Below are 23381 nucleotides of genomic sequence, written 5' to 3' on the forward strand. Positions count from 1 at the left end.
CCGGGGGGGGGGGGGGGGGGGGGGCGGGCCACGTTATGACGGTACGGGCCGTACTCATGCACGGACAAGGCACGACCGTTGCGGAGCGACCGTCGATCCGTTGCGCAATAGGGCACCGTGGCGGTGATTCATTGCGTGATCACCGAGGGCGATGGAGGTCGTACGGAACGTACGCCTTGAGGTGTACGACGCGGGCCCGGTTCCCGCCGCGCGGCGGAGCGGCGACGGAGACCTCGGCGCGATGCGCGCGGCGCCCCCCGCCGGAAGAGTGGAGGGCGTCCGGACAGGAGCGCCGGGCCACCCGCCATCACCCGCCGAAGGGGCCGTCATGAACCGTCTCACCCGCCGCCGTACGAAGATCGCCGCGCTCGGCGCCGCCCTGCTGATCACCGCCGGGGCCGCCGGCACCTCCCTTGCCTCCGGAGACGCCGTCCCCGCCGGCCAGGCGCGCGAGGCGGCCGCGCTGACCGGCACCGCCAAGCTGTACCGGCCGGCCGGTGACGACATCACCTTCGCCTTCGACGCCCATCTCGCCGCGAAGGACAACATGGACCCGGAGCAGGCGTCCGGCACGTTCAGCTTCCGCCATGTTTTCCCGGACGGTACGTCGGGATGGGCCAAGGGGAAGGTCGACTGCCTGCTGACGGGCGGCAACGTGGCGGTGGTCACGGGCATCATCACCGAGACCGACCAGCCCAACAAGGGCAAGCGGGTCGGTATCTCGGTCCACGACCAGGGCAGCAACGACCGTCTGGGGTACAGCTGGATCGGCCGGGACGCGGAGAAACAGAACCTGCCCAAGTGCATGAGCTCCGCCCCGTTCGAGAAGGTCAAGGCGGGCACGGGCGACTTCAAGGTGCTGCCGTGGCAGCCGGTGTACGAGTCGGCGCGGGGCTGAGCAGAGCGGCTAGGGGGTGTCCGGCCGATCCCTGTGGGTGAAGGAGCGGGGTCTGGTGCGTGGAGCCGCACGGCGGAGGAGGGAGTCGACGCGGAGCGTCGGCGACCGACGACAACGCCGCGGATGTGCGTGCCGGACCCCGCGACGCCACGGAGATCGGCCGGACACCCCCTAAGTGGGCGCGCCCGAGGAGTAGCGCCTGAGCAGCGGGGACAGCACCAGCACGGACTTGGTGCGCTCCACGAAGTGCTCGCCCGCGATCCGCTCGAGGACGCGCTCGAAGTGGCGCATGTCGGAGGCGAAGACCTGGACGATCGCGTCCGCGTCACCGGTGACGGTGGAGGCGGACGCGATCTCCGGGTACCGCTTGAGCGCGTGCTCGATCGCCGCGGGCGATGTGTTGCGACTGCAGTAGATCTCAATGAAGCCCTCGGTTTCCCAGCCGAGGGCCACCGGGTCCACCCGTACGGTGAACCCGGTGATCGCTCCGACGGACCGCAGCCGGTCCACCCGGCGTTTCACCGCGGGCGCGGACAGGCCGACGATCGAGCCGATGTCGGCGTAGGAGCGGCGCGCGTCCTCAGCGAGGGCGTGGACGATGCGTTCGTCGAGGTCGTTCAGTCGCACTGCGGGTGGATCACTTCTCTGCGGTGGCCAGACGGGAGCGGCGCAAGCCGTAACAGAAGTAGAACACGAGCCCGACGGCCATCCAGCCACCGAAATACAGCCAGGTGATGCCATCCAGCTGGAACATGTTGCCGACGCAAGCGATGACGCCGAGGATCGGTGTCACCGGGAACAACGCGACGCGGAAGCTGCGCGGCATGTCCGGCCGCTTGTAGCGCAGGATGATCACGGAGACGTTGACCAGCGCGAAGGCGAAGAGGGTACCGATACTGGTGGCATTGGCGAGCTCGCCCAGCGGGATGAAGGCCGCGAGGGTGCCGCAGAAGAGCGACACGATCATCACGTTGACCTTGGGCGTTCCAGTGCGGGCGTCAACCTTGGCGAAGACCTTGGGTATCAGACCGTCGCGCGACATGGCGAACAGGATGCGGGTCTGGCCGTACAGCACGGCGAAGACGACGCTCGCGATGGACACGACCGCACCGGCCGCCAGGACGACACCCCAGAAGGTGTGCCCCGAGACGTCCTTCATGATCTGGGAGAGGGCGGCCTCGGTGCCCGCGAAGTCCTGCCAAGGCATGGCGCCGACGGCGACCAGGGCGACGAGGCAGTAGAGCACGGTGACGATGAGCAGCGACAGCATGATCGCCCGCGGCAGGTCCCGCTTCGGGTTCTTGGCTTCCTCACCTGCAGTGGAGGCGGCGTCGAAGCCGATGTACGAGAAGAACAAGACGGCGGAACCGGCCATGATGCCGGTGATGCCCAGCGGGGCGAGCGGGGCGTAGTTGCCCGCCTTGATACCCATGAAACCGATCACGCAGAAGATCACCAGCGTGACGATCTTGACTATGACCATGATCGTGTTGAGCCGGGCGCTCTCCTTGGCACCGCGCATCAGAAAGACCATGGCGAGCAGCACGACGACGAGCGCGGGCAGGTTGATGAAGCCGCCTTCGCCGAGCGGGGCGGACACGGCTTCGGGGATGGTGAGGCCGATCGTGCCTTCGAGCAGCTCGTTGAGGTACTGCCCCCAGCCGACCGCGACGGCCGAGACGGACACGCCGTATTCGAGGACCAGGCACCAGCCGCAGAGCCAGGCGACGATCTCGCCCATGGTGGCGTACGAGTACGAATACGAGGACCCGGAGACCGGCACGGTGCCGGCGAGCTCCGCGTAGGAGAGCGCCGAGAACAGCGCGGTGAGGCCCGCGAGCACGAAAGAGATCACAATGGCCGGACCGGCCTTCGGCGTGGCCTCACCGAGGATGACGAAGATGCCGGTGCCGAGCGTCGCACCGATGCTGATCGCCGTCAGCTGCCACATGCTGAGCGAGCGGCGGAGGGTGCCACCCTCGCCCTGGCCGCCCTCGGCGACCATTTGGTCGACGGGCTTGCGCCGCATCAGCCGGCTGCCGAGAGTCGGGCTCTCGAATTCCGGTTGGGGGGAAACGGATGGCGCTGCGTCCAACACTGGGGTGGCTCCTTGTCGCTGCCGATCGGGAAGGCGGCGACCACAGCGGTCCACCTCGGGGCGTCAAGAACAGCCCAGAGCTCGGGAACCGCCGAGCAGGCGGTCCCCGCCACTCCACGTACAGCGTTGAACCCTACGAGCTGCGAGTTACCGACCGTAATGCAGCAACCTTGCGCATCCGCGACCGATCATTGCGCGCAACCGCGACGGATGCGTTTTTGTTGCGCATCACCTTTCGAAATCCCTTTTGTCCCCTTGCGGTGGGCGCGGACGGGGGTACGCATTGACGCTTCGTCAGCCCTGGCCGCGCCGCGCGGTCGGTGCGGTGCGGTGCGGTGCGGTGCCTCTGCTGTGGTCGGCAGCCGTTGAACACGGGCCGCACGGGGTACGTGTCAACGCGGTCGCGGACGGTGCAGTGCGGACCCCGCAGATGTCCGACATCGCGTCCGCGTCAATTTTCCTCCCCTTCCCCCTGGCGGCGTGCATCACTGGGCAGACACTCGTCGCGGACGGCGAGCGGCGTGAAGTTCCCGTACACCGGCCATCGGCCATCGGAGGCGAATGATGACATGGCTCGACCCGCAGCCCTTCCTGCGCGGAGTGGCCTGGCGCGGCGAGGGGGGACGCGCGATGCGCGCGGACCCGGCCGATCTGGACCGGCTGCCGTGGGACACCGTGCAGCGGGCGGGCCTGCCCATAGGCGTGCGGCTGGAGTTCACCGCCCACGGCGCCACGGCGATCGAGATCCGCTACCGCGCCACGGTCCCGGCCCCCAACGAGGCACTGCACGACCTCGCCCATGTCTTCGCGCTCTGGGACAGCGGCGAACTCCTGTCGGAGTCCTTCACCGACCCGGCGGAGGAGGCGGTCGTACATGTCGGCCTTCCCGCGTCGGGCGGCCCCTTCATCGTCCATCCGCCGGAGGGCCGGTCCCCGGTGATCCTCGGTGTCCGCGCCATCGGCGGCTCCGTCGCCCCCGCGCCGGACCGGCCGCGCTGGCTGGTGCACGGCGACTCCATCACGGAGGGCTGGTGGTCCACCCGCCCCGCGCATGCCTGGCCCGCAACGACCGGCCGTGCGCTGGGCCTGGACGCCGTCAACCTCGGCTACGCGGGCGCCGCGCGCGGCGAGCTCGCCACCGCGGAGCAGCTCGCTTCGCTCCCCGCCGATCTGCTGACCTTGGCATTCGGCACCAACTGCTGGTCCCGCCCCCCGTTCTCGGCACCCCTGCTGCACGAGACGGTACGGGCCTTCATCGGCCTCGTACGCAAGGGGCATCCACGCACTCCCCTGCTGGTCGTCTCCCCCGTGCTGCGCCCCGGAGCCGAGCGGAGCGCGAACGCCCTGGGCGCCACCTTGGCCGATCTCCGCACCGCTCTGGAGGGCACGGTCCAGGGCCTCGTCGCGGCGGGTGACACGCGGCTGGCCCTGCTGCCGGGCCTGGGGGTGCTGAGACCGGAGCACCTGGCGGACGGCCTCCACCCCAACGACGCAGGCCATGGAGTCCTGGCCGAGGCGGTCGCCGGCGCGCTGCGGAAGGCGGACTTCCTGCCGTAGCGACGGCCCCGACGGGACAGGGAGTCATGAATTCGCGAAGGGCGGGTAAGCGAGCCGTTGATGACTGAGGACCCGCACATGGTTGTCCTGGATTCGCCGCAGGCGAACAGTGCGACGGCCAGAGAAGCCGCCGCCGAGTATCTGGCCAAGAACTGCCCCTGGGCCGACTTCGACGCGGTGCTGCTCGTGATCGCTGAACTGGTCGCCAACGCGGCCCGGCACACCTCCGGCTGGTGGCGGCTGCGGATGCACTCGGGCCGGGAAGAGCTGGTGGTCGAGATGGACGACTCCAGCGCGCAGCTGCCGGTACCCCGCGAGCCCGACTTCTCCGGGGGCGGCGGGTTCGGCTGGCACATGATGCTCAAGCTCGCGGGGCGGGTCGAGGTCCGGCCCCTGCCCGAGGGCAAGCAGGTACGGGCGACCTGGCCGAGGCCGACCCAGGCCTTCCCGGCCTACTGAGGGCCCGGTCCACCGAAGGCCCGGTCTGCCGAAGGCAGGACACATCATCAGGCGTGCGGCGTACGCGGGTGCGACGTACGGCGGTGCCCCCTCCGTCACCGGACGAGACACCGTCGTACATCAATCACTCGCGCACATCACTCGCTGGGCGCCGTACGTCATTCCTGCATACGGCATCCCTGCATACGTCACTCCTGGGCGAGAAGCCCCGTCCGCAGCCGCGACGTGATGCGCGTCAGCAACCTCGACACCTGCATCTGGGACACACCCAGTTCGGCGCCGATCTGCGACTGCGTCATCTCCGCGCCGTAGCGCATGCTCAGGATCCAGCGGTCGCGCTCACCGAGCTCTTCGAGCAGCGGCTTGAGGGCCTGGACGTTCTCGACGATCTCCAGCTCGGCGTCCGTCTCGCCCAGCCGATCGGCGAGGGTCGCGGAGCCCGGGTTGCCGGATTCGTCGAGCGGCATGTCGATCGAACCGGCCGTGTAGCCGTTGGAGGCGACCAGCCCCTCGACGATCTCGTTCTCTTCCAGGCCGAGGTGCGCGGCCAGTTCGGGGGTGGTCGGTGCCCGGTCGAGCTCCTGGAACAGCAGGTCGTTCGCCCTGGCCAGGTCGATCCGCAGCTCCTGCAGCCTGCGCGGCACATGGACGGACCAGCTGGTGTCCCGGAAGAAGCGCTTGATCTCGCCGATGATGCACGGCATCGCGAAGGTGGCGAATCCGACCTCGCGGGTCAGCTCGAACCGGTCGATGGCCTTGATCAGACCAATCGTGCCGACCTGGACGATGTCCTCCATCTGGTCGGACCGGTTGCGGAAGCGCGTCGCTGCGAACTTCACCAGCGCCAGGTTGAGCTCGATCAGCGTGTTGCGCGCGTACTGGTACTCGTGGGTGCCCTCTTCCAGGACCGCGAGCCGCTCGAAGAATATCTTCGAGAGTTCGCGCGCGTCCTTGGGAGCCACCTCCGCCGGATTCTCCACATATGGAAGTTCCGGCTCCGCCACATCGGATGTCGTTGTTCCGTGGGTCAGTCCGCTCGGGACTGCGGTCGCCATGGACACGATTTCCTCCCTTGGTTCTCCGGTGCAAGCGCAAGTGGCCTGGTACCCGGAAGCAGGGAAGTCATTCATCGCTGTCCGCGAATTGTCGACAACGAGCTTCCCTCGCCACGGCATTGGACCCGGGACGCACCGCGGCCGGTCCCCGCAGAGTGCACGGAAACCGGCCGGTTCAACAAGTGGTGCTGCCTCAACTCCAGCTGGCGTGCAGCGGCTTGCCCTCGGCGTAACCGGCGGCGCTCTGCACGCCGACGATCGCCTTCTCGGCGAACTCCTCCAGCGAGTTCGCGCCGGCGTACGTGCAGGAGGAGCGGACGCCCGCGATGATCGAGTCGATCAGGTCCTCGACGCCAGGACGGGTCGGGTCGAGGAACATCCGGGAGGTGGAGATGCCCTCCTCGAACAGCGCCTTGCGGGCGCGGTCGTACGCCGACTCCTCGCTCGTACGGTTGCGTACGGCGCGGGCGGACGCCATGCCGAACGACTCCTTGTAGTAGCGGCCGTCGGCGGACTGCTGGAGGTCTCCGGGCGACTCGTACGTGCCGGCGAACCAGGAGCCGACCATCACGTTGGACGCGCCGGCGGCGAGCGCCATCGCGACGTCGCGCGGGTGGCGGACACCGCCGTCGGCCCAGACGTTCTTGCCGAACTTCTTCGCCTCGGCGGCGCACTCCATCACCGCGGAGAACTGCGGGCGGCCCACGCCGGTCATCATGCGCGTGGTGCACATGGCGCCGGGGCCCACACCCACCTTGATGATGTCGGCGCCGGCCTCGATGAGGTCGCGCACACCCTCGGCGGCGACGATGTTGCCCGCGACGATCGGGACCTGCGGGTCGAGCGCCCGCACGGCCTTGACCGCGGCGAGCATCGACTCCTGGTGGCCGTGCGCCGTGTCGACGACGAGCGTGTCCACGCCTGCCGCGAGAAGCTGCTTGGCCTTGCCCGAGACGTCGCCGTTGATACCGACGGCCGCGGCGACGCGCAGCTTGCCTTCCGCGTCGGTGGCGGGCGTGTAGAGGGTCGCGCGCAGCGCGCCCTTGCGGGTCAGGACGCCGGCGAGCCGGCCGTCCTTGGTGACCGCGGGCGCGTACTTGCGGTTGGCGCCGTCGAGCCGGTTGAAGGCCTCGCGCGGGTCGATGTCGGCGTCGAGGAGGACGAGGTCCCTGGACATGACCTCGGACAGCTGGGTGAAGCGGTCCACACCGGTCAGGTCGTGGTCGGTGACAACACCGACGGGACGGTTCTCGGCGTCCACGACGACGCCCGCGCCGTGTGCCCGCTTGGGCAGCAGGGACAGGGCGTCGGCGACGGTCTGCGAGGGCGACAGCATGATCGGGGTGTCGAGCACCAGATGGCGCGTCTTCACCCAGGAGATGACCTCGGTGACGACCTCGATCGGGATGTCCTGGGGGATGACGACGAGCCCGCCGCGGCGGGCCACCGTCTCGGCCATCCTGCGGCCCGCGATCGCGGTCATGTTCGCGACGACGAGGGGGATGGTGGTGCCGGTGCCGTCCGGGGCCGCGAGGTCGACACCTTGGCGGGAGCCGACGGCCGAGCGGCTCGGCACCATGAATACGTCGTCGTACGTCAGGTCATACGGCGGCTTCAGGTCGTTGAGGAAACGCATTCTAGCTCTCTCACCTGCGGTTTTTCGGAAATGGGCGGGTGGGAAGCCAGCACGGCCCGACACTCGATCGGCGTCGGATCCGCCTGCGGTTCCTAGACCATCATCACCGACACCAACGGCAAGTGGCGAACCGGCGAGCCCTTTTGTGAATGTTCATCCAAGCCGCCGCAGCTCGGCTTGTCTGTTCCGCCAGCTCACCGAAAAGCCTGCCGCTGTCAGTCGTCCGGGTCGGCCCGGTTCAGTGCGGGCCGCGGCCCGGGGGCCGTCTCGTTCAGCAGGAAGTCCGCCGCGGCGGTGTCGGTGACCAGGCTGGTGACCAGCCCCGACCGCAGTACGGCGTCGATGGCGGCCGCCTTGCGCAGTCCGCCCGCGATCGCCACCACCTCGGGGACCCGCCGCAGCCGGTCCGCCTCGACAGTGATGCACCGCTCCCCCAGGTCGCGCCCGACCCGGCGGCCCTGCGCGTCGAAGAGGTGCGCGGACATTTCGGCGGCGACGCCCAGCGAGGCGTAGTGCGCGCGCTCCTCGTCGCTGAGCATGTCGTGGACGGTGGAGATACCCGGCTCCCAGGAGCCGATGGAGACGGCGGCGACGGTCACCTTGTCGAAGTACTCGAAGGCGCGGGCGATGCCGGTCTGGTTGCGCAGTGCGGCGGCGGTGGCCGGGTCGGGCAGCAGCATCGGCGCGTAAATCGGGTGCGCCTCACCGCCGGAGACCTGGGCGGCACGCCGTACCGCCTCGACCGAGCCGCGCTCCGCGGTGCCCGCGTCGTACACGCCGGTGAGCTGGACGACGGTGCACGGCGGCAGCTGGTGCAGGGCCGCGGCCATGTGGATGGTGGACCGGCCCCAGGCCAGGCCCAGCACATCACCCTCGGTCACCAGCTCGCCGAGCAGGTCGGCCGCGACCTGGCCCAGGTTCTCCGGGTCGGTGAGGGTACTGCCGGGGAACGCGGCGGGGGCGTCCGGTGCGGCGTCCGCGGGGGATTCGACGACGACCGCGTGCCGCAGGCCGTAGCGGGCGCGCAGGGCGTCGGAGCGCTCCGCGTCCAGCTCGGCGGGCACCCGGATCTCGATCCGTACGAGATCGCGTTCGAGTGCCGTCTCCAGGACACGGGCCACCTTGAAGCGGCTGACGCCGAATTCCTCGGCGATCTGGATCTTGGATTTGCCCTCGAGGTAGAAGCGGCGGGCCATGGCCGCCGCCTGCACCAGCTCAGCGGGTCCCATCCGCGGGACTGACCGACCCGCCGACATTGCAGACACCGCGATCTCCTCACTGCTGTTCACACTCTGGACTCGCGGTTCATCCTGTCAGATCCCCGCGCCCTTGATCTGCCCCGAAGGACGCCGTTCACCGAGCCGTGGCTCGGTGGCTGCATGCCCAGGACGCCGCGGCGGTGGCTTCGGTCGCCTGGTTGCGCAGCATGCGGACAGCCGCGGCGGGGTCGTCGGTCCCGTACACGGCGGAGCCGGCGACGAAGACGTCGGCTCCCGCCTCGGCGCAGCGTTCGATGGTCGAGGCCGAGACGCCGCCGTCGACCTGGAGCCACAGCTCAAGGCCGTGCTTGGAGATCAGCTGACGGGTCCGGCGGATCTTCGGCAGCATGATGTCGAGGAAGGACTGGCCCCCGAACCCCGGCTCCACGGTCATGATCAGCAGCATGTCGAGCTCGGGGAGCAGGTCCTCGTACGGCTCGATGGGCGTGGCCGGCTTGAGCGCCATGGAGGCGCGGGCGCCCTTGGCCCGGATCTCACGAGCCGTGCGCACGGGCGCGGCTGCCGCCTCGGCGTGGAAGGTGACCGAGCCCGCCCCCGCCTCGACGTACTGCGGGGCCCAGCGATCGGCGTCCTCGATCATCAGGTGGCAGTCCAGCGGGATGTCCGTCGCCCTGCTGAGAGATTCCACGATCGGAACGCCCAGCGTCAGGTTGGGCACGAAGTGGTTGTCCATCACGTCGACATGCAGCCAGTCGGCGCCCTCGACGGCCTTCGCCTCTTCGGCGAGCCGGGAGAAGTCTGCGGACAGGATGCTCGGATTGATCTGCGCGGCCATGCCCCAAGCCTGCCATGCCCCGGGGCAGTTCCCACCCTCGGTACGGACCAAAGCGCCCCGGGATCAAGGCGACCCGTGCCATCCTGGCGATTTCACAGCACCTCGGGGGCGACCACCACGCGCGACGAGTGCACATGGGGGCGGCGTGGCGGACGTAAAGGGGCGTCGGCGGCAGGGAGTGGCCCGGCTGATCTGCGGGCGCCGTACCAAGTGGCTCGTGGTGGTGGTGGTGTGGCTCGCGCTGATCGTACTGGCCCTGCCGCTCGGCCAGAAGCTCTCGGACGTACAGGACAACGACGCGGCATCCTGGCTGCCCGGCAGCGCCGAGTCCACCCAAGTCCTGCACCTCTCCGAGGAGTTCAGGCCCGAGGTGCTGCCCACCGTCGTCGTGTACGAGCGTGCGGGCGGCCTCGCGGCCGCGGACCGGCAGCGGATCACCGAGGACACCGCGGCCGTGCGGAAACTGCGGGCACACGGTGTGCGGGGCGCCGAGGTGCGGGGCCCCGAGTTCGACCCGAAGGGCGCCGCGGCGCAGCTGTTCGTACCGATCACGATGGACGAGAAGGGCTGGGAGCGGATCGCGCCCGCCGTGGACTCCATCAGGGAGGTGACGAGCAGCGGCGACGACGGTGGTCTCGCGGTGTACGCCACCGGTCCAGGCGGCATCTGGGCCGACTTCTCGGAGGCGTTCGAGGGCATCGACTCGACGCTCCTGATCGCCGCGATGGGCGTGGTGATCGTGATGTCGCTGATCACCTACCGCAGTCCGACGCTGCTGTTCGTGCCGCTGATTTCGGTGATCGCGGCACTGTTCAGCGCCCAGGCACTGATCTGTCTGCTGGCCAGGGACGCGGGGCTGACGGCCAACGGGCAGGGCGCGGGCATCCTCACGGTGCTCGTGTTCGGCGCGGGTACGGACTACGTGCCGCTGCTGGTCGCCCGCTACCGCGAGGATCTGCGCAAACACGAGGACCGGCACGAGGCGATGGCGATGGCCCTGTACCGGGCGGGCCCCGCCGTGCTGGCGAGCGGCGCGACCGTGGTGCTCGGCATGCTCGTGCTGCTGACCGCCGAGATGAACTCGACCAGCGGGCTCGGCCCGGTCGCCGCGATCGGGGTCGCCGTCGCCCTGCTGGCCATGCTGACGCTCTTCCCGGCGCTCCTGGTGATCTGCGGGCGGTGGATCTTTGGCCCGCGAAGCCGCACTTCGGCCCGGACGAGCCGGCCGAGCGCGGGGTGTGGGCCCGGACTGAGGGCCGCCGTCAGGCGGTACGCCTCAGCAGCGCCACATACATGGCGTCGGTCCCGTGCAGATGCGGCCACAGCTGTACGTCGGGGCCGTCGCCCAGACCCGGCACGCTCTGCATCAGCGGCCTGGCGTCGATCCACTCCGCCTCGATCGTCCGCTGGCCGCCGTGCCCCTTGAGCACGTCGTCGACGACGACCCGGGTCTCGGCGAGGTGCGGGGAACAGGTGGCGTACGCGACGACCCCGCCGATGCGCACCGCCGTGAACGCCTCGCGCAGCAGGGCGCGCTGAAGCGGCGCGAAGCCCTCCAGGTCCTCGGCGCGGCGGCGCCAGCGCGACTCGGGCCTGCGCCGCAGGGCGCCGAGCCCCGAGCAGGGGACGTCCACAAGGACGCGGTCGAAGATGCCGGGGAGCCACGGCGGGCGGGTGCCGTCGGCGGCGATGACCTGGTACGGGCCGGGGTTGCCCGCCAGCGACCGCTCCACGAGCCGGGCGCGGTGCGGCAGCTTCTCGGACGCCAGCAGCGCGGCGCCCCGCTCGGCGGCCAGTGCGGCCAGCAGGGCGGCCTTGCCGCCGGGGCCGGCGCAGATGTCGAGCCAGTGGGTGTCGGGGCCCTCAAGCGGCGCCTCGGCCAGCGCGAGCGCGACGAGCTGACTGCCCTCGTCCTGGACGCCGGCGCGGCCCTCTTGCACGGCCGTGATGGCACCGGGCTCGCCGCCCTCGGCCAGCCGCACGGCGTACGGCGACCAGCGGCCCGGCAGCCCGGAGTCCTCCCCCAGTGCTTCGAGGAGCTCCTTGGGGGTGGAGCGGCCGGGGCGGGCGACGAGCGTCACCTCGGGCCGCTCGTTGTCCGCCTCCAGAAGGTCCTCCAGGCCGGCCCGGCCGCCGCCCAGCGCGTCCCAGAGCGCGGCGACGATCCAGCGCGGGTGGGAGTGGACCACGGCGAGGTGTGCCTCGGCGTCGTCGTCGTAAGGGGGCGCGACCTGGGCCACCCAGGCTTCGAGGTCCTGCGCGGCGATCTTGCGCAGCACCGCGTTGACGAACTTCGCCCGCCCCTCGCCGAGCACCACGCGCGCCAGCTCCACGCTCGCGGAAACGGCGGCGTGGGTGGGGATGCGGGTGCCGAGCAGCTGGTGAGCGCCGAGCGCCAGCACATCGAGGACCGGCGGGTCCACCTCGCGCAGCGGCCGGTCGATGCAGGCCGCGATGACCGCGTCGTACGTGCCCTGGCGACGCAGCGTCCCGTAGACCAGCTCGGTCGCGAGCGCCGCGTCGCGGTCGTCGAAGTCGCCCTTGGCACGGGCCTTCTTGAGCAGCGGCGGCAGGGCGAGGTTCGCGTACGCGTCGCGCTCGTCGACGGCGCGCATCGCCTCGAAGGCGAGAAACCGGACCGGGTCCTTCTTCGGACGCCGGTGCGGCTTGTGCGGGCGCTTGGCGGAACCGCCGGGGCTACTGGGACTGCTGGGAGGCTGGGCGTTCACGTAAAAGGTGCTCCGCTTGATATGGGGGACGATCCCCCTCAGCGTACGTCCGCCACGCCGAGGCGCTCGCCCGGGGCGATCCGTACGCCACGCGCCCAGTCGGCGGCGAGCATCGGCTTCTTGCCCTGCGGCTGGACCCAGAGGAGCTCAACGGCGTGCGATCCGGTGCCGACGTACACATTCCTCTTGGCTGCGGCGAGCTCGCCGGGGGCCAGACCCGGGTGGTCGGGCACCGGCTTCGCGGCGACCAGCTTGAGCCGCTCACCACGGAAGACCGTCCACGCGCCGGGCGCCGGCGTGCAGCCGCGCACCACGCGGTCGACGCGCAGCGCGGGCGCCGTCCAGTCCACCTGTGCGTCCTCGACGGTGATCTTCGGCGCGAGGGACAGGCCGTCGGCGCTCTGCGGCACGGCGTGCAGGGTGCCGTCCTCAATGCCGTCCATGGTGGCGAGCAGCAGCCCGGAACCGGCGAAAGCGAGGCGGGTGAGGAGGTCGCCGCTGGTGTCCGTGGGCCGCACCTGCTCGGTGAGCACGCCGTACACGGGGCCGGAGTCCAGGCCCTCCTCGATGAGGAACGTCGACGCGCCCGTGACCTCGTCGCCCGCGAGGATCGCGTGCTGCACGGGGGCGGCGCCGCGCCAGGCGGGCAGCAGCGAGAAGTGCAGGTTGACCCAGCCCCGGGCGGGGACGTCGAGGGCGGTCTTGGGGAGCAGCGCACCGTACGCGACGACGGGGCAGCAGTCGGGGGCGATCTCGCGCAGCCTCGCCAGGAAGTCCTCGTCGCGCGGCTTGGCGGGCTTGAGCACCTCGATGCCTGCCTCCTCGGCGCGCTCGGCGACGGGGCTCGCGACCAGCTTGCGGCCGCGTCCCGCGGGGGCGTCGGGCCGGGTGAGGACGGCGGCCACCTCGTGCCGGTCGGAAGCGATCAGGGCGTCCAGGGCGGGGACGGCGACCTCGGGGGTGCCTGCGAAGACGAGCTTCATCGGTGGCGCGAGCCTCTCGGTCGGGAGGGTGGGGATGCTGGGGAGCCAAGTGCGCGATCGGGCTTGGAATCCAGGCACGAATTCAAGAGACGCACCAGTCTAGGGGCCTGCGCGGGCCTCGGCACCGGGGGGCGTACGCGCCTTCGCGCGCCCCACCCGAATACGGACACGCCCCCGCAGCGTGACCCGGACACCCAGTGACGCGTTGGTCAAGAGAGATTGACCAGAACGGGCCGCACATGCGGCCCGATCCTTATTCCACGCCGGTTCGAGAGGCTTGTTCATGGCCGACCACGCCACCCACGACGCCCAAGCGCGGGCCAGCCTGCATCTGTTGGTACGGGACATCGAGCGGGTCCGCAGGCAGGTGGACGCGCTGCGCACCCTCACCGCACAGCTCGGCAACGTCTACCGCCCGCGCCGCTCCGGCCCTTCCGCGGGCTTCGTCGTCTACGGCAGGGCACCCGCCCCGACCGTCCGCCTTGCACAGGAGCTGCGGGACAGTGTCGAGACCCTGGTGACAGCCGCCGTGGACTTCGACCGCTCGCTCGGCTTCTCGTGGGACGCGGTCGGCTCCGCGCTCGGGGTCACCAAGCAGGCGGTGCACCGACGTTACGGCGCACGCCGCACGGCGCAGCCCGGTATCCCCGTCGACACCGAGCTCAACACGGAGCCGACGCTGCCCGCCGCGACCCGCACACTGCCGGTCCCGCCGAGCCTGCCCGGCGTACCCGCCGCCCGCTCCATGCCGCCGCAGCCGACGGCGAGCAGCCTGTCGATGCGCGAGGAGGCACGCCCCAGCGCCTTCCCGGGCCCCCGCAACGGCTGACCGACTCCCCCGGCCGTCCCGCCGTACGCACCCCACGTACAACGGGACGGCCAAGGCCACCACGAACGGGGCCTCTGGGCCCATGGGACGGCAGAGGCCGCCACACCAGGGGCCCTGGGCCCATCGAGCCCCGCCACTCGCAGCCCGTCCGGAGCTCCCGCACCGATTCCGGTGAGTTCCCGGCGTTCCCTCACCGTTCCCCGCCTGTCGGCACCCCACCCCGCCCGCTTCGACCCGTCCGGCGTTCGAGGCCCGGGACCGGGGCGCGGGACCTGGCACGCCACACCCCACCCACTCTCAGCCCGTCCGGCGTTCGAGGACCGGGGTCTGGGGCGGAGCCCCAGCTACGGGAAGAGGCGGGTAGGGGACAGCCCCGCAGGGCACCCGCGCCCCAAGCCCGCACACCCCAGCCCGCACACACTCACCCAATGTCCGGCGGGTCAACCCTGATCCGCACGGACTCCCCCCCGCCCCGCGCCATCCGCCCCGCCTGAGCCGACTTGAGCGCGGCCGCGAGCGCCGCCCCGCTCCCCGGCGGCACCCGCAACAGCACCCGCTCCCAGTGCTCCCCCGTCGGCGGATCCCCGGGCCTGCGCGGCCTGCCGGGATCGGGGGCCGCGATGGGGACGGGCCCCAGCAGCTCCACATCGGCCGGCAGCTCCGCCGCGGCCACGAACGCCGCCAGCGCCTCCGCCCGCCCGCTCACCGCGGCCATCCGCGACACCGGCGGAAAGCCCAGCTCGGCCCGCTCCGCCAGCTCCCGCAACGCGTGCCCGACCGGATCCCACCGCACCAGCGCCTGCACGGGCCGCAGCGTCGGCTCGGCGACGATGACCACGGTGCCGCCGTCGCTCTGGCTCCTGACCAGCGACGCGGCGGCGATCCAGCGCCGCAGCGCCTCCTCCCCCGCCCGCAGGTCCGGGCGCCCGAGCATCGCCCACCCGTCGAGCAGCAGTGCCGCCGCGTACCCTCCGTCGGCGACCGGCTCGGCCCCCGGCGTGCTCACGACGAGCGCGGGCTGCCCCGGCACGGTGTCCAGCACATGGTCACGCCCGGACGTACGCACGGGCACCGCGGGAAACGCCCGCCCCAGTTCCTCGGCGGTCCTGCGAGCGCCGACGACCTGCGCGCGCAGCCGCCTGCCCCCGCACTCGGAGCAGTGCCAGCCGGTCGACCCGCGCCCGCACCACCCGCACATCAAGTCCCGCTCGTCCGGCGCCTCCAGCGGCCCGGCGCAGTGCGCACACCGCGCGGGCGTACGGCAGCGCTCGCAGGCCAGCCGCGGTACGTACCCGCGCCGCGGCACCTGCACCAGGACCGGGCCGCTCTTGAGTCCTTCCCGTACGGTCTGCCAGGCGAGGCTGGGCAGCCGCGCGGCCCGCGCCGCCTCGTCCCGCGCCAGTTCGGCGTCGCCCACCGTCCGCACCAGCGGCGCCGTGGCACGCACCCGCTCGCGGTCGGCGACGAGCGGCAGCGCCCAGCCGCTCTCGACGAGCTGGGCCGCCTCCACGGTGCAGCTCGTACCGCCCAGCAGGAACCCGCACTTGTCGTGCGCGGCCCGCAGCTGAAGCACCTCGCGCGCGTGCGGCAGGGGTGCGTGCAGCTCACTGTGGCTGGAGTCCCCGTCGTCCCAGATGACGACGAGCCCCAGATCCCGCACCGGCGCGAACATCGCAGCCCGCGTCCCGACCACGGCCCGCACCGCACCGCGCCGCACAGCGAGCCACTGCCGGTAGCGCTTCTCCGGCCCGGCGTCGGCGGTGAGCAGCGCGTGCCGCCCCTCGCCGAGCAGCTCGGTGAGCGCCGCGTCCACCCGCGCCGCGCTGCGCCCGTCCCCCACGACGATCAGCGCGCCCCGCCCGGAGGCCAGCGTCGCGGCGACGGCCCGGGCGATCTCCTCGGCCCAGTGCGCGCCGGGCAGCGCCGTCCACACGGCCCGCGGCGCGCCGCCCTGCCCCAGCGCCTCCAGGAACGCGGCGCCCTTCGCATACCGCCCCCACGTGCCCGGCTCGGGCACCGCGGGCGCCGGCAACGGCTCCGGCGAGGCCTTCCCCTCGGCCCTGGCGTTGCGCGGCGGCACGGCCAGCTGCAGCACGTCGGCCAGGCTCCCCGCGTAACGGTCGGCCACCGCACGGGCCAGCCCCAGCAGCTCCGCACTCAGCACGGGCTCCGGCGACACCACACCGGCGAGCGCCGCGAGAGCCCCCTGATAGTCGGATTCGGCGCGCCGCTCGACGAGGAAGCCGTCGATCAGCCCCCCGCCCTCCCGCCGCCCGTCCCGCACCTGATGCGCCCCGGCCCCGAAGCGCACCCGCACCCGCACCCCCGGCTGCGCGTCGGCGTCCAGCTCCTCGGGCACGGCGTAGTCGAAGTACTGATCCAGATGCAGCACGCCCTTGTTCACCACGACACGCGCGACCGGCAACTCCTTGGCCAGCGCGGCCCCCCGCCACGTCCGCGGCTTGGCCCGCGGCACCTTCGCCTGGCGCACGCTCTCCCGAATGAGCGCAAGCTGCTCCGGCACCCCGGCCGCGGCCTCTTCGGGCTGCTCGTTTTCGCTGCTCACAGCCAAATTCCTACCAGACCGCACTGACAGACCAGGGACCCGCTGCCATGCGTACGGCCCCGGACCAGTGCGGTCCGGGGCCGTGACGGCAAATGATGACGAGCGGGGCTGGGTTACAGACCAGCGGCCTCGCGCAGCGCGTCCACCCGGTCCGTGCGCTCCCAGGTGAAGTCCGGGAGCTCGCGGCCGAAGTGGCCGTACGCCGCGGTCTGCGCGTAAATCGGACGCAGCAGGTTGAGGTCGCGGATGATCGCGGCCGGGCGGAGGTCGAAGACCGCGCCGATCGCGTGCTCGATCTTCTCGCTGTCGACCGTGGCCGTGCCGAAGGTCTCCACGAAGAGGCCGACCGGCTCGGCCTTGCCGATCGCGTAGGCGACCTGGACCTCGCAGCGCGCGGCGAGACCCGCGGCCACCACGTTCTTGGCGACCCAGCGCATCGCGTACGCGGCCGAGCGGTCCACCTTCGACGGGTCCTTGCCCGAGAACGCGCCGCCGCCGTGCCGGGCCATGCCGCCGTACGTGTCAATAATGATCTTGCGGCCGGTGAGGCCGGCGTCGCCCATCGGGCCGCCGATCTCGAAGCGGCCGGTCGGGTTGACCAGCAGGCGGTAGCCCTCGGTGTCCAGCTTGATGCCGTCCTCGATGAGCTGACCCAGCACGTGCTCGACGACGAACTCGCGGATGTCGGGCGAGAGCAGTGAGTCCAGGTCGATGTCCGAGGCGTGCTGCGAGGAGACGACGACCGTGTCGAGGCGGACGGCCTTGTCGCCGTCGTACTCGATGGTGACCTGGGTCTTGCCGTCGGGGCGCAGGTACGGGATAGTGCCGTTCTTGCGGACCTCGGACAGCCGGCGCGAGAGCCGGTGCGCCAGGTGGATCGGCAGCGGCATCAGCTCGGGCGTCTCGTCGCAGGCGTACCCGAACATCAGGCCCTGGTCGCCGGCACCCTGCTTGTCCAGCTCGTCCTCATCGCCTTCGACCCGCTTCTCGTACGCCGTGTCGACGCCCTGCGCGATGTCGGCCGACTGCGAGCCGATGGACACCGAAACGCCGCAGGAGGCGCCGTCGAAGCCCTTCTTCGAGGAGTCGTAACCGATCTCGAGGATCTTGTTACGGACGAGCGTGGGGATGTCGGCCCAGGCCTTGGTGGTGACCTCTCCGGCCACATGCACCAGGCCGGTAGTGATCAAGGTCTCCACGGCGACCCGGGAAGCCGGGTCCTCCCGCAGAAGCGCGTCAAGAATCGTGTCGCTGATCTGGTCAGCGATCTTGTCGGGGTGACCTTCGGTCACAGACTCCGAAGTGAACAGACGACGGGACACAACGCTCCCTGGGGTTGCAGCGGCTGCTGGCTCATCATTGGCGGACCGGCCGGGAGCTGCGCCCGGCGTCGGTCCTGGACCAGTTTATCGGTCCCTTCCGGCAACCGGACCACGCGTCTCGCTCCGTGGGAGCCCCGTGATCTGCGGCACTGCATTGTGCAGTAAGACCACCGCCTCCCACCAGAGGCCGAAAAGTCGTGTTTCCCCGGGTTTTCGGCCACGGAGGGACTCCTTCCGCCCACCGAGCCGCACAGAGAATTAACCGAGCCGACTTGTCACCAAATCCCAGACCGTGTCGGCCAAGGCCTCCTTGGGACCGTACGGCACCGGTGTCTCGCCCCCGTCCGCGGCCAGCACGACGGCTTCGTTCGCCTCCGAGCCGAAGGTCTTGCGCTCCCCCACCTCATTGACGACGAGCAGGTCACAACCCTTGCGCTGAAGCTTTTCGCGGGCGTTGGCCAGGACGTTGTCGGTCTCCGCGGCGAAGCCGACGACCACCTGTCCCGGCCTGGCGCGCTCCGCCGAGATCTCGGCGAGAATGTCCGGATTGCGGACCAGCTCGACGGCCGCGGGCTCCTGGCCGTCCTTCTTCTTGATTTTGCCTTCGGCGTAGACCGAAGGGCGGAAATCGGCCACCGCGGCTGCCATCACCACCACGTCGGCGTCCGCCGCGGCCTTGAGCACGGCCTCGCGCAGCTGCACCGCCGTCCCGATCCGGACGATGTCGGCGCCCGCCGGGTCGGGCAGCCCGGTGTTGGCCTCGATGAGCGTGACCCGGGCGCCGCGCGCGACGGCGGTACGGGCCAGGGCGTACCCCTGCTTCCCGGAGGAGCGGTTTCCCAGGTAGCGCACGGGGTCGAGCGGCTCGCGCGTACCGCCCGCGCTGATCACGACGTGCCGGCCGGCCAGGTCGGGCTCGCGCACACCGCGCGCCAGCACCCGGCGGCAGACCTCGAAGATCTCGCCCGGGTCGGGCAGCCGGCCCTTGCCGGTGTCCACACCGGTGAGCCGGCCGACCGCCGGCTCGATGACGACCGCACCGCGGCGGCGCAGCGTCACGACGTTCTCCCGGGTGGCCGGGTGCTCCCACATCTCGGTGTGCATCGCGGGGGCGAAGACCACCGGACAGCGGGCGGTCAGCAGCGTATTGGTGAGCAGGTCGTCGGCGAGGCCGTGGGCCGCCTTGGCCAGCAGGTCGGCGGTGGCGGGGGCCACCACGACCAGGTCGGCGGACTGTCCGATGCGTACGTGTGGGACCTGATGGACCGCGTCCCAGACCTCGGTCGAGACCGGGTTGCCGGAGAGCGCCGACCAGGTGGCCCCGCCGACGAAGTTCAGGGACGCCGCGGTCGGTACGACCCGTACGTCATGGCCGGACTCGGTCAGCCGTCGCAGCAGCTCGCACGCCTTGTAGGCGGCGATTCCCCCGCTGACCCCCAGTACGACCCTCGGCTTGTCCACTACGTCTCCCAAAAGGCCGGCAACCAGAACTGACGTGAGCAATCAGGACCGACGTCCCACGACATGTCATATGACACACCACAGGCCCGGCAGTCGCGCTGCCGGGCCTGTGGTGAAAATTATTCCTGCGCGTGGTGCTACTGAGCGGGGCCCTCAATGGCCTCGGAGGTCAGCAGACCCGCGTTGATCTCGCGCAGGGCGATCGAGAGCGGCTTCTCGTGGACGTGGGTGTCCACCAGAGGACCGACGTACTCGAGCAGACCCTCACCGAGCTGCGAGTAGTACGCATTGATCTGACGCGCACGCTTTGCCGCGTAGATCACGAGGCTGTACTTCGAGTCCGTAGCCTCGAGCAGCTCGTCGATCGGCGGGTTGATGATGCCCTCGGGCGTGGAAATGGAAGAGGACACGCTCTACCTTCCGAAAAAGTGGACAGAGATCAAGCAACTTCCATCAACGTTAGCAGCTCGCGCGCCACGTCCTCGACGGAGGTGTTGACCAGGGTCGTATCGAACTCCGCCTCGGCGGCGAGTTCGATCTTGGCGGCGGCCAGCCGGCGTTCGACGACGTCGGGTGCCTCGGTGCCGCGGCCGGTCAGCCTGCGCACCAGCTCGTCCCAGCTGGGCGGGGCCAGGAAGACCAGCCGGGCCTCCGGCATCGACTCACGGACCAGTCGTGCGCCCTGGAGGTCGATCTCCAGGAGCACGGCCTCACCCGCGTCGATCCGGTCGCTCACGGCACGCCGGGGCGTGCCGTACCGGTTACCGGCGAACTCGGCCCACTCCAGCAGCTCGCCGTTGGCGATCAGCTTGTCGAACTCGTCGTCACTGACAAAAAAATACTGAATGCCGTGACGCTCGCCGGGGCGCGGCTTGCGCGTAGTGGCCGACACCGAGAGCCAGACCTCGGGGTGGACCTTGCGCATATGGGCGACGACCGTGCTCTTGCCGACCCCGGAAGGGCCGGAGAGCACGGTCAGCCGCGGACGTACGTCCGGGGGTACGGGGGGCGTCCCCCGGGATGTTGCAGCCATGGAGCTGATTATCCAGCTTCTCGGGAGTGCCCGAGAACGTCAGGCGGCGCCGCCGCCGAACTCACGCTCCAAAGAGGCGATCTGATTGGACCCGAGACCGCGTACACGGCGGCTCTCGGAGATCCCCAGACGCTCCATGATCTGCTTGGCGCGGACCTTGCCCACGCCGGGCAGCGACTCGAGAAGGGCCGAGACCTTCATCTTACCGATGACATCGTTCTCCCGACCCTGCTTGATGACCTCATGGAGCGAGGCACCGGAGTGCTTGAGTCGATTCTTGACCTCGGCCCGCTCCCGGCGAGCCGCGGCGGCCTTTTCGAGCGCGGCTGCGCGCTGTTCAGGGGTAAGGGGCGGAAGAGCCACGCCTACGTCACCTCGGATGTCGAACTGTCGGATACGGACCGGTGAGGAAGCTGGTCGCCCCACACCAGGGCGAGCAACGAACAACGGAGTTGCGCGTTTGCTCTCGACGGAGACTAGCGGCCAGGACCGCTCCAGTCAGCGAGAACAGACGAAAAGTCCTGGTCAGCCTCTACTGGTTGGGATATTTCGGTCATACCACCCCGGTTTTGGGTCAGGATTCCGTCAACACGGCCAGTGCGCCCGCCGCCAAGGCCACGACAACCCGGCGGCAGGCACCCGAAGGGCGGCTCTCTACGCCCCCGAGACCGCCGTCCGCACCTCGTCGGCGAAGCGGGAAGCGGACTCCCGCAGTCCGGCCACGTCCGGGCCGTGGCGGAGTACGCCGCGGCTCACACTCGGGACCACATTGCCGACGGAGGCCCCGAAGACACCCGGGAGATCCGCCGGGGTCGCGCCCTGCGCGCCGATTCCGGGCGCCAGCAGCGGTCCGTTGATGGCCAGGTCTACGCCCGCGTCACCGAGTGTCGCGCCGACCACCGCGCCGACCGAGCCCAGCGGCGTGGCGCCCGCGTTCTCGGCCGCCATGTGGTCGAGCATCACCTGCGCGAGCGAGCGCCCGTCGGCCACGGTCGCACGCTGGACCTCCGCGCCCTCCGGGTTGGAGGTCAGGGCGAGCACGAAGACGCCCGCGCCGCTGACCCGGGCCGCGTCCAGCGCAGGGCGCAGCGATCCGAAGCCCAGGTAGGGCGAGACGGTGACCGCGTCGCTGAAGAGCGGAGAGTCCTTGTCGAGGTAGGTCGCGGCGTACGCGCCCATGGTCGAGCCGATATCGCCGCGCTTGGCGTCCATCAGCACCAGCGCGCCGGCCGCGCGCGCCTCCTCGACGGCCTTCTCCAGGACGGCGACGCCGCGCGAGCCGAAGCGCTCGTAGAAGGCCGACTGCGGCTTGAGCACGGCGACCCGGTCGGCCAGCGCGTCGACGACCGTGCGGGTGAAGGCCGTCAGGCCGGCGATGTCGTCGCCCAGACCCCACGCGTGGAGCAGCGAGGCGTGCGGGTCGATGCCGACGCAGAGCGGGCCGCGGGTGTCCATGGCGTGGCGCAAGCGCGCACCGAAGGTCTCAACGGCGCCCGGGGATCCGGCGGCCCCGGAGGGTTCCACAGTCATCGGGCGGCCTTCCTGGTCCCGGCGCCGACGGCCTCCGCGAGGGTGGCGTACGGGCTGTTGGCGAGGCGCGCGGCGAGGCCCTTGTGGACGGCGCGGCTCCAGAACGGGCCCTCGTAGACGAAGGCGCTGTAGCCCTGGACGAGCGTGGCACCCGCGAGGATGCGCTGCCAGGCGTCCTCGGCGTTCTCGATGCCGCCGACGCCCACCAGGGTGATCCGGTCGCCCACGCGCGCGTACAGGCGGCTCAGGACCTCGATGGAGCGCTCCTTGACGGGCGCTCCGGACAGTCCGCCGGTCTCCTTGACCAGGGCCGGGTCCGACTTCAGGCCGAGGCCTTCGCGGGCGATGGTGGTGTTGGTGGCGATGATGCCGTCCAGCCCGAGCTCCAGGGCCAGGTCGGCGACGGCGTCGACATCCTCGTCGGCCAGGTCGGGCGCGATCTTCACGAGGAGCGGGACGCGACGGCCGATGACCGTGCGGTCGGCGGCCTCGCGTACGGCGCGGAGCAGCGGGCGCAGTGCCTCGGTGGCCTGGAGGTTGCGCAGGCCGGGTGTGTTCGGGGAGGAGACATTGACCACGAGGTAGTCGGCGTGGGCGGCGAGGCGCTCCGTGGAGGTGACGTAGTCGCCGATGGCCTCCTCCTCCGCGACGGCCTTGGTCTTGCCGATGTTGACGCCGACGGTGGTCGTGAAAACGGGCCTGCGGGCGCCCAGGCGCTCCGCGACGGCCTCGGAGCCCTCGTTGTTGAACCCCATGCGGTTGATGAGCGCGCGGTCCTTCACGAGCCGGAAGAGGCGCTTCTTGGGGTTGCCCGGCTGCGGCTGGGCGGTGACCGTACCGATCTCGATGTGGTCGAAGCCGAGCATCGACATCCCGTCGATCGCCACGGCGTTCTTGTCGAAGCCGGCGGCGAGACCGAAGGGACCGTGCATGCGCAGGCCGAGCGCCTCGGTGCGCAGTTCCCCGTAGCGGGGCGCGAGGGCCGCCGCGACGAAGGTGCGCAGGACCGGGACGCGGGCCGCCAGCCGGATCCAGCGGAAGGCCAGGTAGTGGGCCTGCTCGGGGTCCATGCGCCGGAAGACGAGGTTGAAGAAGAGTTTGTACATGGGCTGCGTGTGCCTTCTGAACGAGGGGCGGGAGGGGTACATGAGCCAGACGCTCATGAAGGGG

The 23381-nt window shown here is 70.9% G+C and carries 21 protein-coding genes and 1 pseudogene; 6 read left to right on the forward strand and 16 right to left on the reverse strand.

What is annotated here, in order from left to right; genetic code table 11:
• The first annotated feature begins 328 nt into the window (after positions 1-328).
• Positions 329-898 (forward strand): Repetin, encoded by a 570-nt coding sequence (locus tag QMK30_RS25210; protein ID WP_283520604.1) that lies wholly within the window; start codon positions 329-331, stop codon positions 896-898.
• Positions 899-1069: 171 nt separating this feature from the next.
• Here the strand turns inward: QMK30_RS25210 and QMK30_RS25215 are convergent, their stop codons facing one another.
• Both QMK30_RS25215 and QMK30_RS25220 read right to left on the reverse strand, forming a co-directional pair.
• Entirely contained in the window at positions 1070-1525 is a 456-nt protein-coding gene (locus QMK30_RS25215) for an Lrp/AsnC family transcriptional regulator (RefSeq protein ID WP_283520605.1), read from the reverse strand.
• Between the two features lie 10 nt (positions 1526-1535).
• On the reverse strand, positions 1536-2996 hold the full coding sequence (locus QMK30_RS25220) for an amino acid permease (protein WP_283520606.1): 1461 nt from the start codon (positions 2994-2996) through the stop codon (positions 1536-1538).
• Positions 2997-3279: 283 nt separating this feature from the next.
• Here QMK30_RS25220 and QMK30_RS25225 point away from each other — a divergent pair, with 283 nt between their 5' ends.
• The 3 genes from QMK30_RS25225 to QMK30_RS25235 all read left to right on the forward strand — a co-directional run bounded on the left by QMK30_RS25225 (position 3280) and on the right by QMK30_RS25235 (position 5012).
• Entirely contained in the window at positions 3280-3561 is a 282-nt protein-coding gene (locus QMK30_RS25225) for an SDR family oxidoreductase (RefSeq protein ID WP_283520607.1), read from the forward strand.
• Positions 3561-4553 (forward strand): GDSL-type esterase/lipase family protein, encoded by a 993-nt coding sequence (locus QMK30_RS25230; protein ID WP_283520608.1) that lies wholly within the window; start codon positions 3561-3563, stop codon positions 4551-4553. Before QMK30_RS25225 ends, QMK30_RS25230 begins: the two co-directional genes overlap by 1 nt.
• 78 nt (positions 4554-4631) lie before the next feature.
• Positions 4632-5012: an ATP-binding protein gene (locus QMK30_RS25235; protein ID WP_283520609.1), complete on the forward strand. Its 381-nt coding sequence runs from the start codon at positions 4632-4634 to the stop codon at positions 5010-5012.
• Between the two features lie 188 nt (positions 5013-5200).
• On the opposite strand, the gene QMK30_RS25240 is transcribed toward QMK30_RS25235, so the two are convergent.
• From QMK30_RS25240 to rpe, 4 genes are all read right to left on the reverse strand, one after another.
• Positions 5201-6073 carry a SigB/SigF/SigG family RNA polymerase sigma factor gene (locus QMK30_RS25240; RefSeq protein WP_502963222.1) on the reverse strand — a complete coding sequence of 291 codons (873 nt, stop codon included), beginning with the start codon at positions 6071-6073 and terminating at the stop codon, positions 5201-5203.
• A 187-nt stretch (positions 6074-6260) separates the two neighbouring features.
• Positions 6261-7703, reverse strand: coding sequence for a GuaB1 family IMP dehydrogenase-related protein (locus tag QMK30_RS25245; RefSeq protein ID WP_283520611.1), 1443 nt, complete (start codon positions 7701-7703; stop codon positions 6261-6263).
• Positions 7704-7918: 215 nt separating this feature from the next.
• Positions 7919-8992, reverse strand: a complete 1074-nt coding sequence (locus QMK30_RS25250; RefSeq protein ID WP_283520612.1) for a sugar-binding transcriptional regulator — start codon at positions 8990-8992, stop codon at positions 7919-7921.
• A gap of 64 nt (positions 8993-9056) precedes the next feature.
• Positions 9057-9758 carry a ribulose-phosphate 3-epimerase gene (rpe, locus tag QMK30_RS25255; protein WP_283520613.1) on the reverse strand — a complete coding sequence of 234 codons (702 nt, stop codon included), beginning with the start codon at positions 9756-9758 and terminating at the stop codon, positions 9057-9059.
• 145 nt (positions 9759-9903) lie between these two features.
• On the opposite strand from rpe, the pseudogene QMK30_RS25260 reads away from it, so the two are divergent.
• Positions 9904-11027: pseudogene (locus QMK30_RS25260) on the forward strand (MMPL family transporter); the annotation flags it as partial.
• Here QMK30_RS25260 and QMK30_RS25265 read toward each other — a convergent pair.
• Positions 11021-12487, reverse strand: coding sequence for an RsmB/NOP family class I SAM-dependent RNA methyltransferase (locus tag QMK30_RS25265; RefSeq protein WP_283520614.1), 1467 nt, complete (start codon positions 12485-12487; stop codon positions 11021-11023). The pseudogene QMK30_RS25260 and the gene QMK30_RS25265 overlap by 7 nt on opposite strands.
• Positions 12488-12525: 38 nt before the next feature.
• Positions 12526-13470: a methionyl-tRNA formyltransferase gene (fmt, locus tag QMK30_RS25270; protein WP_283520615.1), complete on the reverse strand. Its 945-nt coding sequence runs from the start codon at positions 13468-13470 to the stop codon at positions 12526-12528.
• 283 nt (positions 13471-13753) lie between these two features.
• Between fmt and QMK30_RS25275 the strand changes: the two genes are divergently transcribed.
• Entirely contained in the window at positions 13754-14299 is a 546-nt protein-coding gene (locus tag QMK30_RS25275) for a hypothetical protein (protein ID WP_283520616.1), read from the forward strand.
• A 421-nt stretch (positions 14300-14720) separates the two neighbouring features.
• On the opposite strand, the gene QMK30_RS25280 is transcribed toward QMK30_RS25275, so the two are convergent.
• From QMK30_RS25280 to QMK30_RS25315, 8 genes are all read right to left on the reverse strand, one after another.
• Entirely contained in the window at positions 14721-16865 is a 2145-nt protein-coding gene (locus QMK30_RS25280) for a primosomal protein N' (protein ID WP_283520617.1), read from the reverse strand.
• A gap of 113 nt (positions 16866-16978) precedes the next feature.
• Positions 16979-18187: a methionine adenosyltransferase gene (metK, locus tag QMK30_RS25285; RefSeq protein WP_283520618.1), complete on the reverse strand. Its 1209-nt coding sequence runs from the start codon at positions 18185-18187 to the stop codon at positions 16979-16981.
• Between the two features lie 258 nt (positions 18188-18445).
• Positions 18446-19648: a bifunctional phosphopantothenoylcysteine decarboxylase/phosphopantothenate--cysteine ligase CoaBC gene (gene coaBC, locus QMK30_RS25290; RefSeq protein ID WP_283520619.1), complete on the reverse strand. Its 1203-nt coding sequence runs from the start codon at positions 19646-19648 to the stop codon at positions 18446-18448.
• Between the two features lie 137 nt (positions 19649-19785).
• Entirely contained in the window at positions 19786-20058 is a 273-nt protein-coding gene (gene rpoZ, locus QMK30_RS25295) for a DNA-directed RNA polymerase subunit omega (protein ID WP_028814064.1), read from the reverse strand.
• A gap of 29 nt (positions 20059-20087) precedes the next feature.
• On the reverse strand, positions 20088-20681 hold the full coding sequence (gene gmk, locus QMK30_RS25300; RefSeq protein ID WP_283520620.1) for a guanylate kinase: 594 nt from the start codon (positions 20679-20681) through the stop codon (positions 20088-20090).
• Between the two features lie 39 nt (positions 20682-20720).
• On the reverse strand, positions 20721-21044 hold the full coding sequence (locus tag QMK30_RS25305; RefSeq protein ID WP_015607350.1) for an integration host factor: 324 nt from the start codon (positions 21042-21044) through the stop codon (positions 20721-20723).
• A gap of 291 nt (positions 21045-21335) precedes the next feature.
• Complete coding sequence (gene pyrF, locus QMK30_RS25310) at positions 21336-22211, reverse strand: orotidine-5'-phosphate decarboxylase (protein WP_283520621.1); 876 nt, start codon at positions 22209-22211, stop codon at positions 21336-21338.
• Positions 22208-23317, reverse strand: a complete 1110-nt coding sequence (locus tag QMK30_RS25315; protein ID WP_283520622.1) for a quinone-dependent dihydroorotate dehydrogenase — start codon at positions 23315-23317, stop codon at positions 22208-22210. The genes pyrF and QMK30_RS25315 overlap by 4 nt, the downstream gene beginning before the upstream one ends.
• Positions 23318-23381 lie beyond the last annotated feature (64 nt).

It is taken from the genome of Streptomyces sp. H27-C3 (assembly GCF_030063415.1).
Lineage (GTDB): Bacteria > Actinomycetota > Actinomycetes > Streptomycetales > Streptomycetaceae > Streptomyces.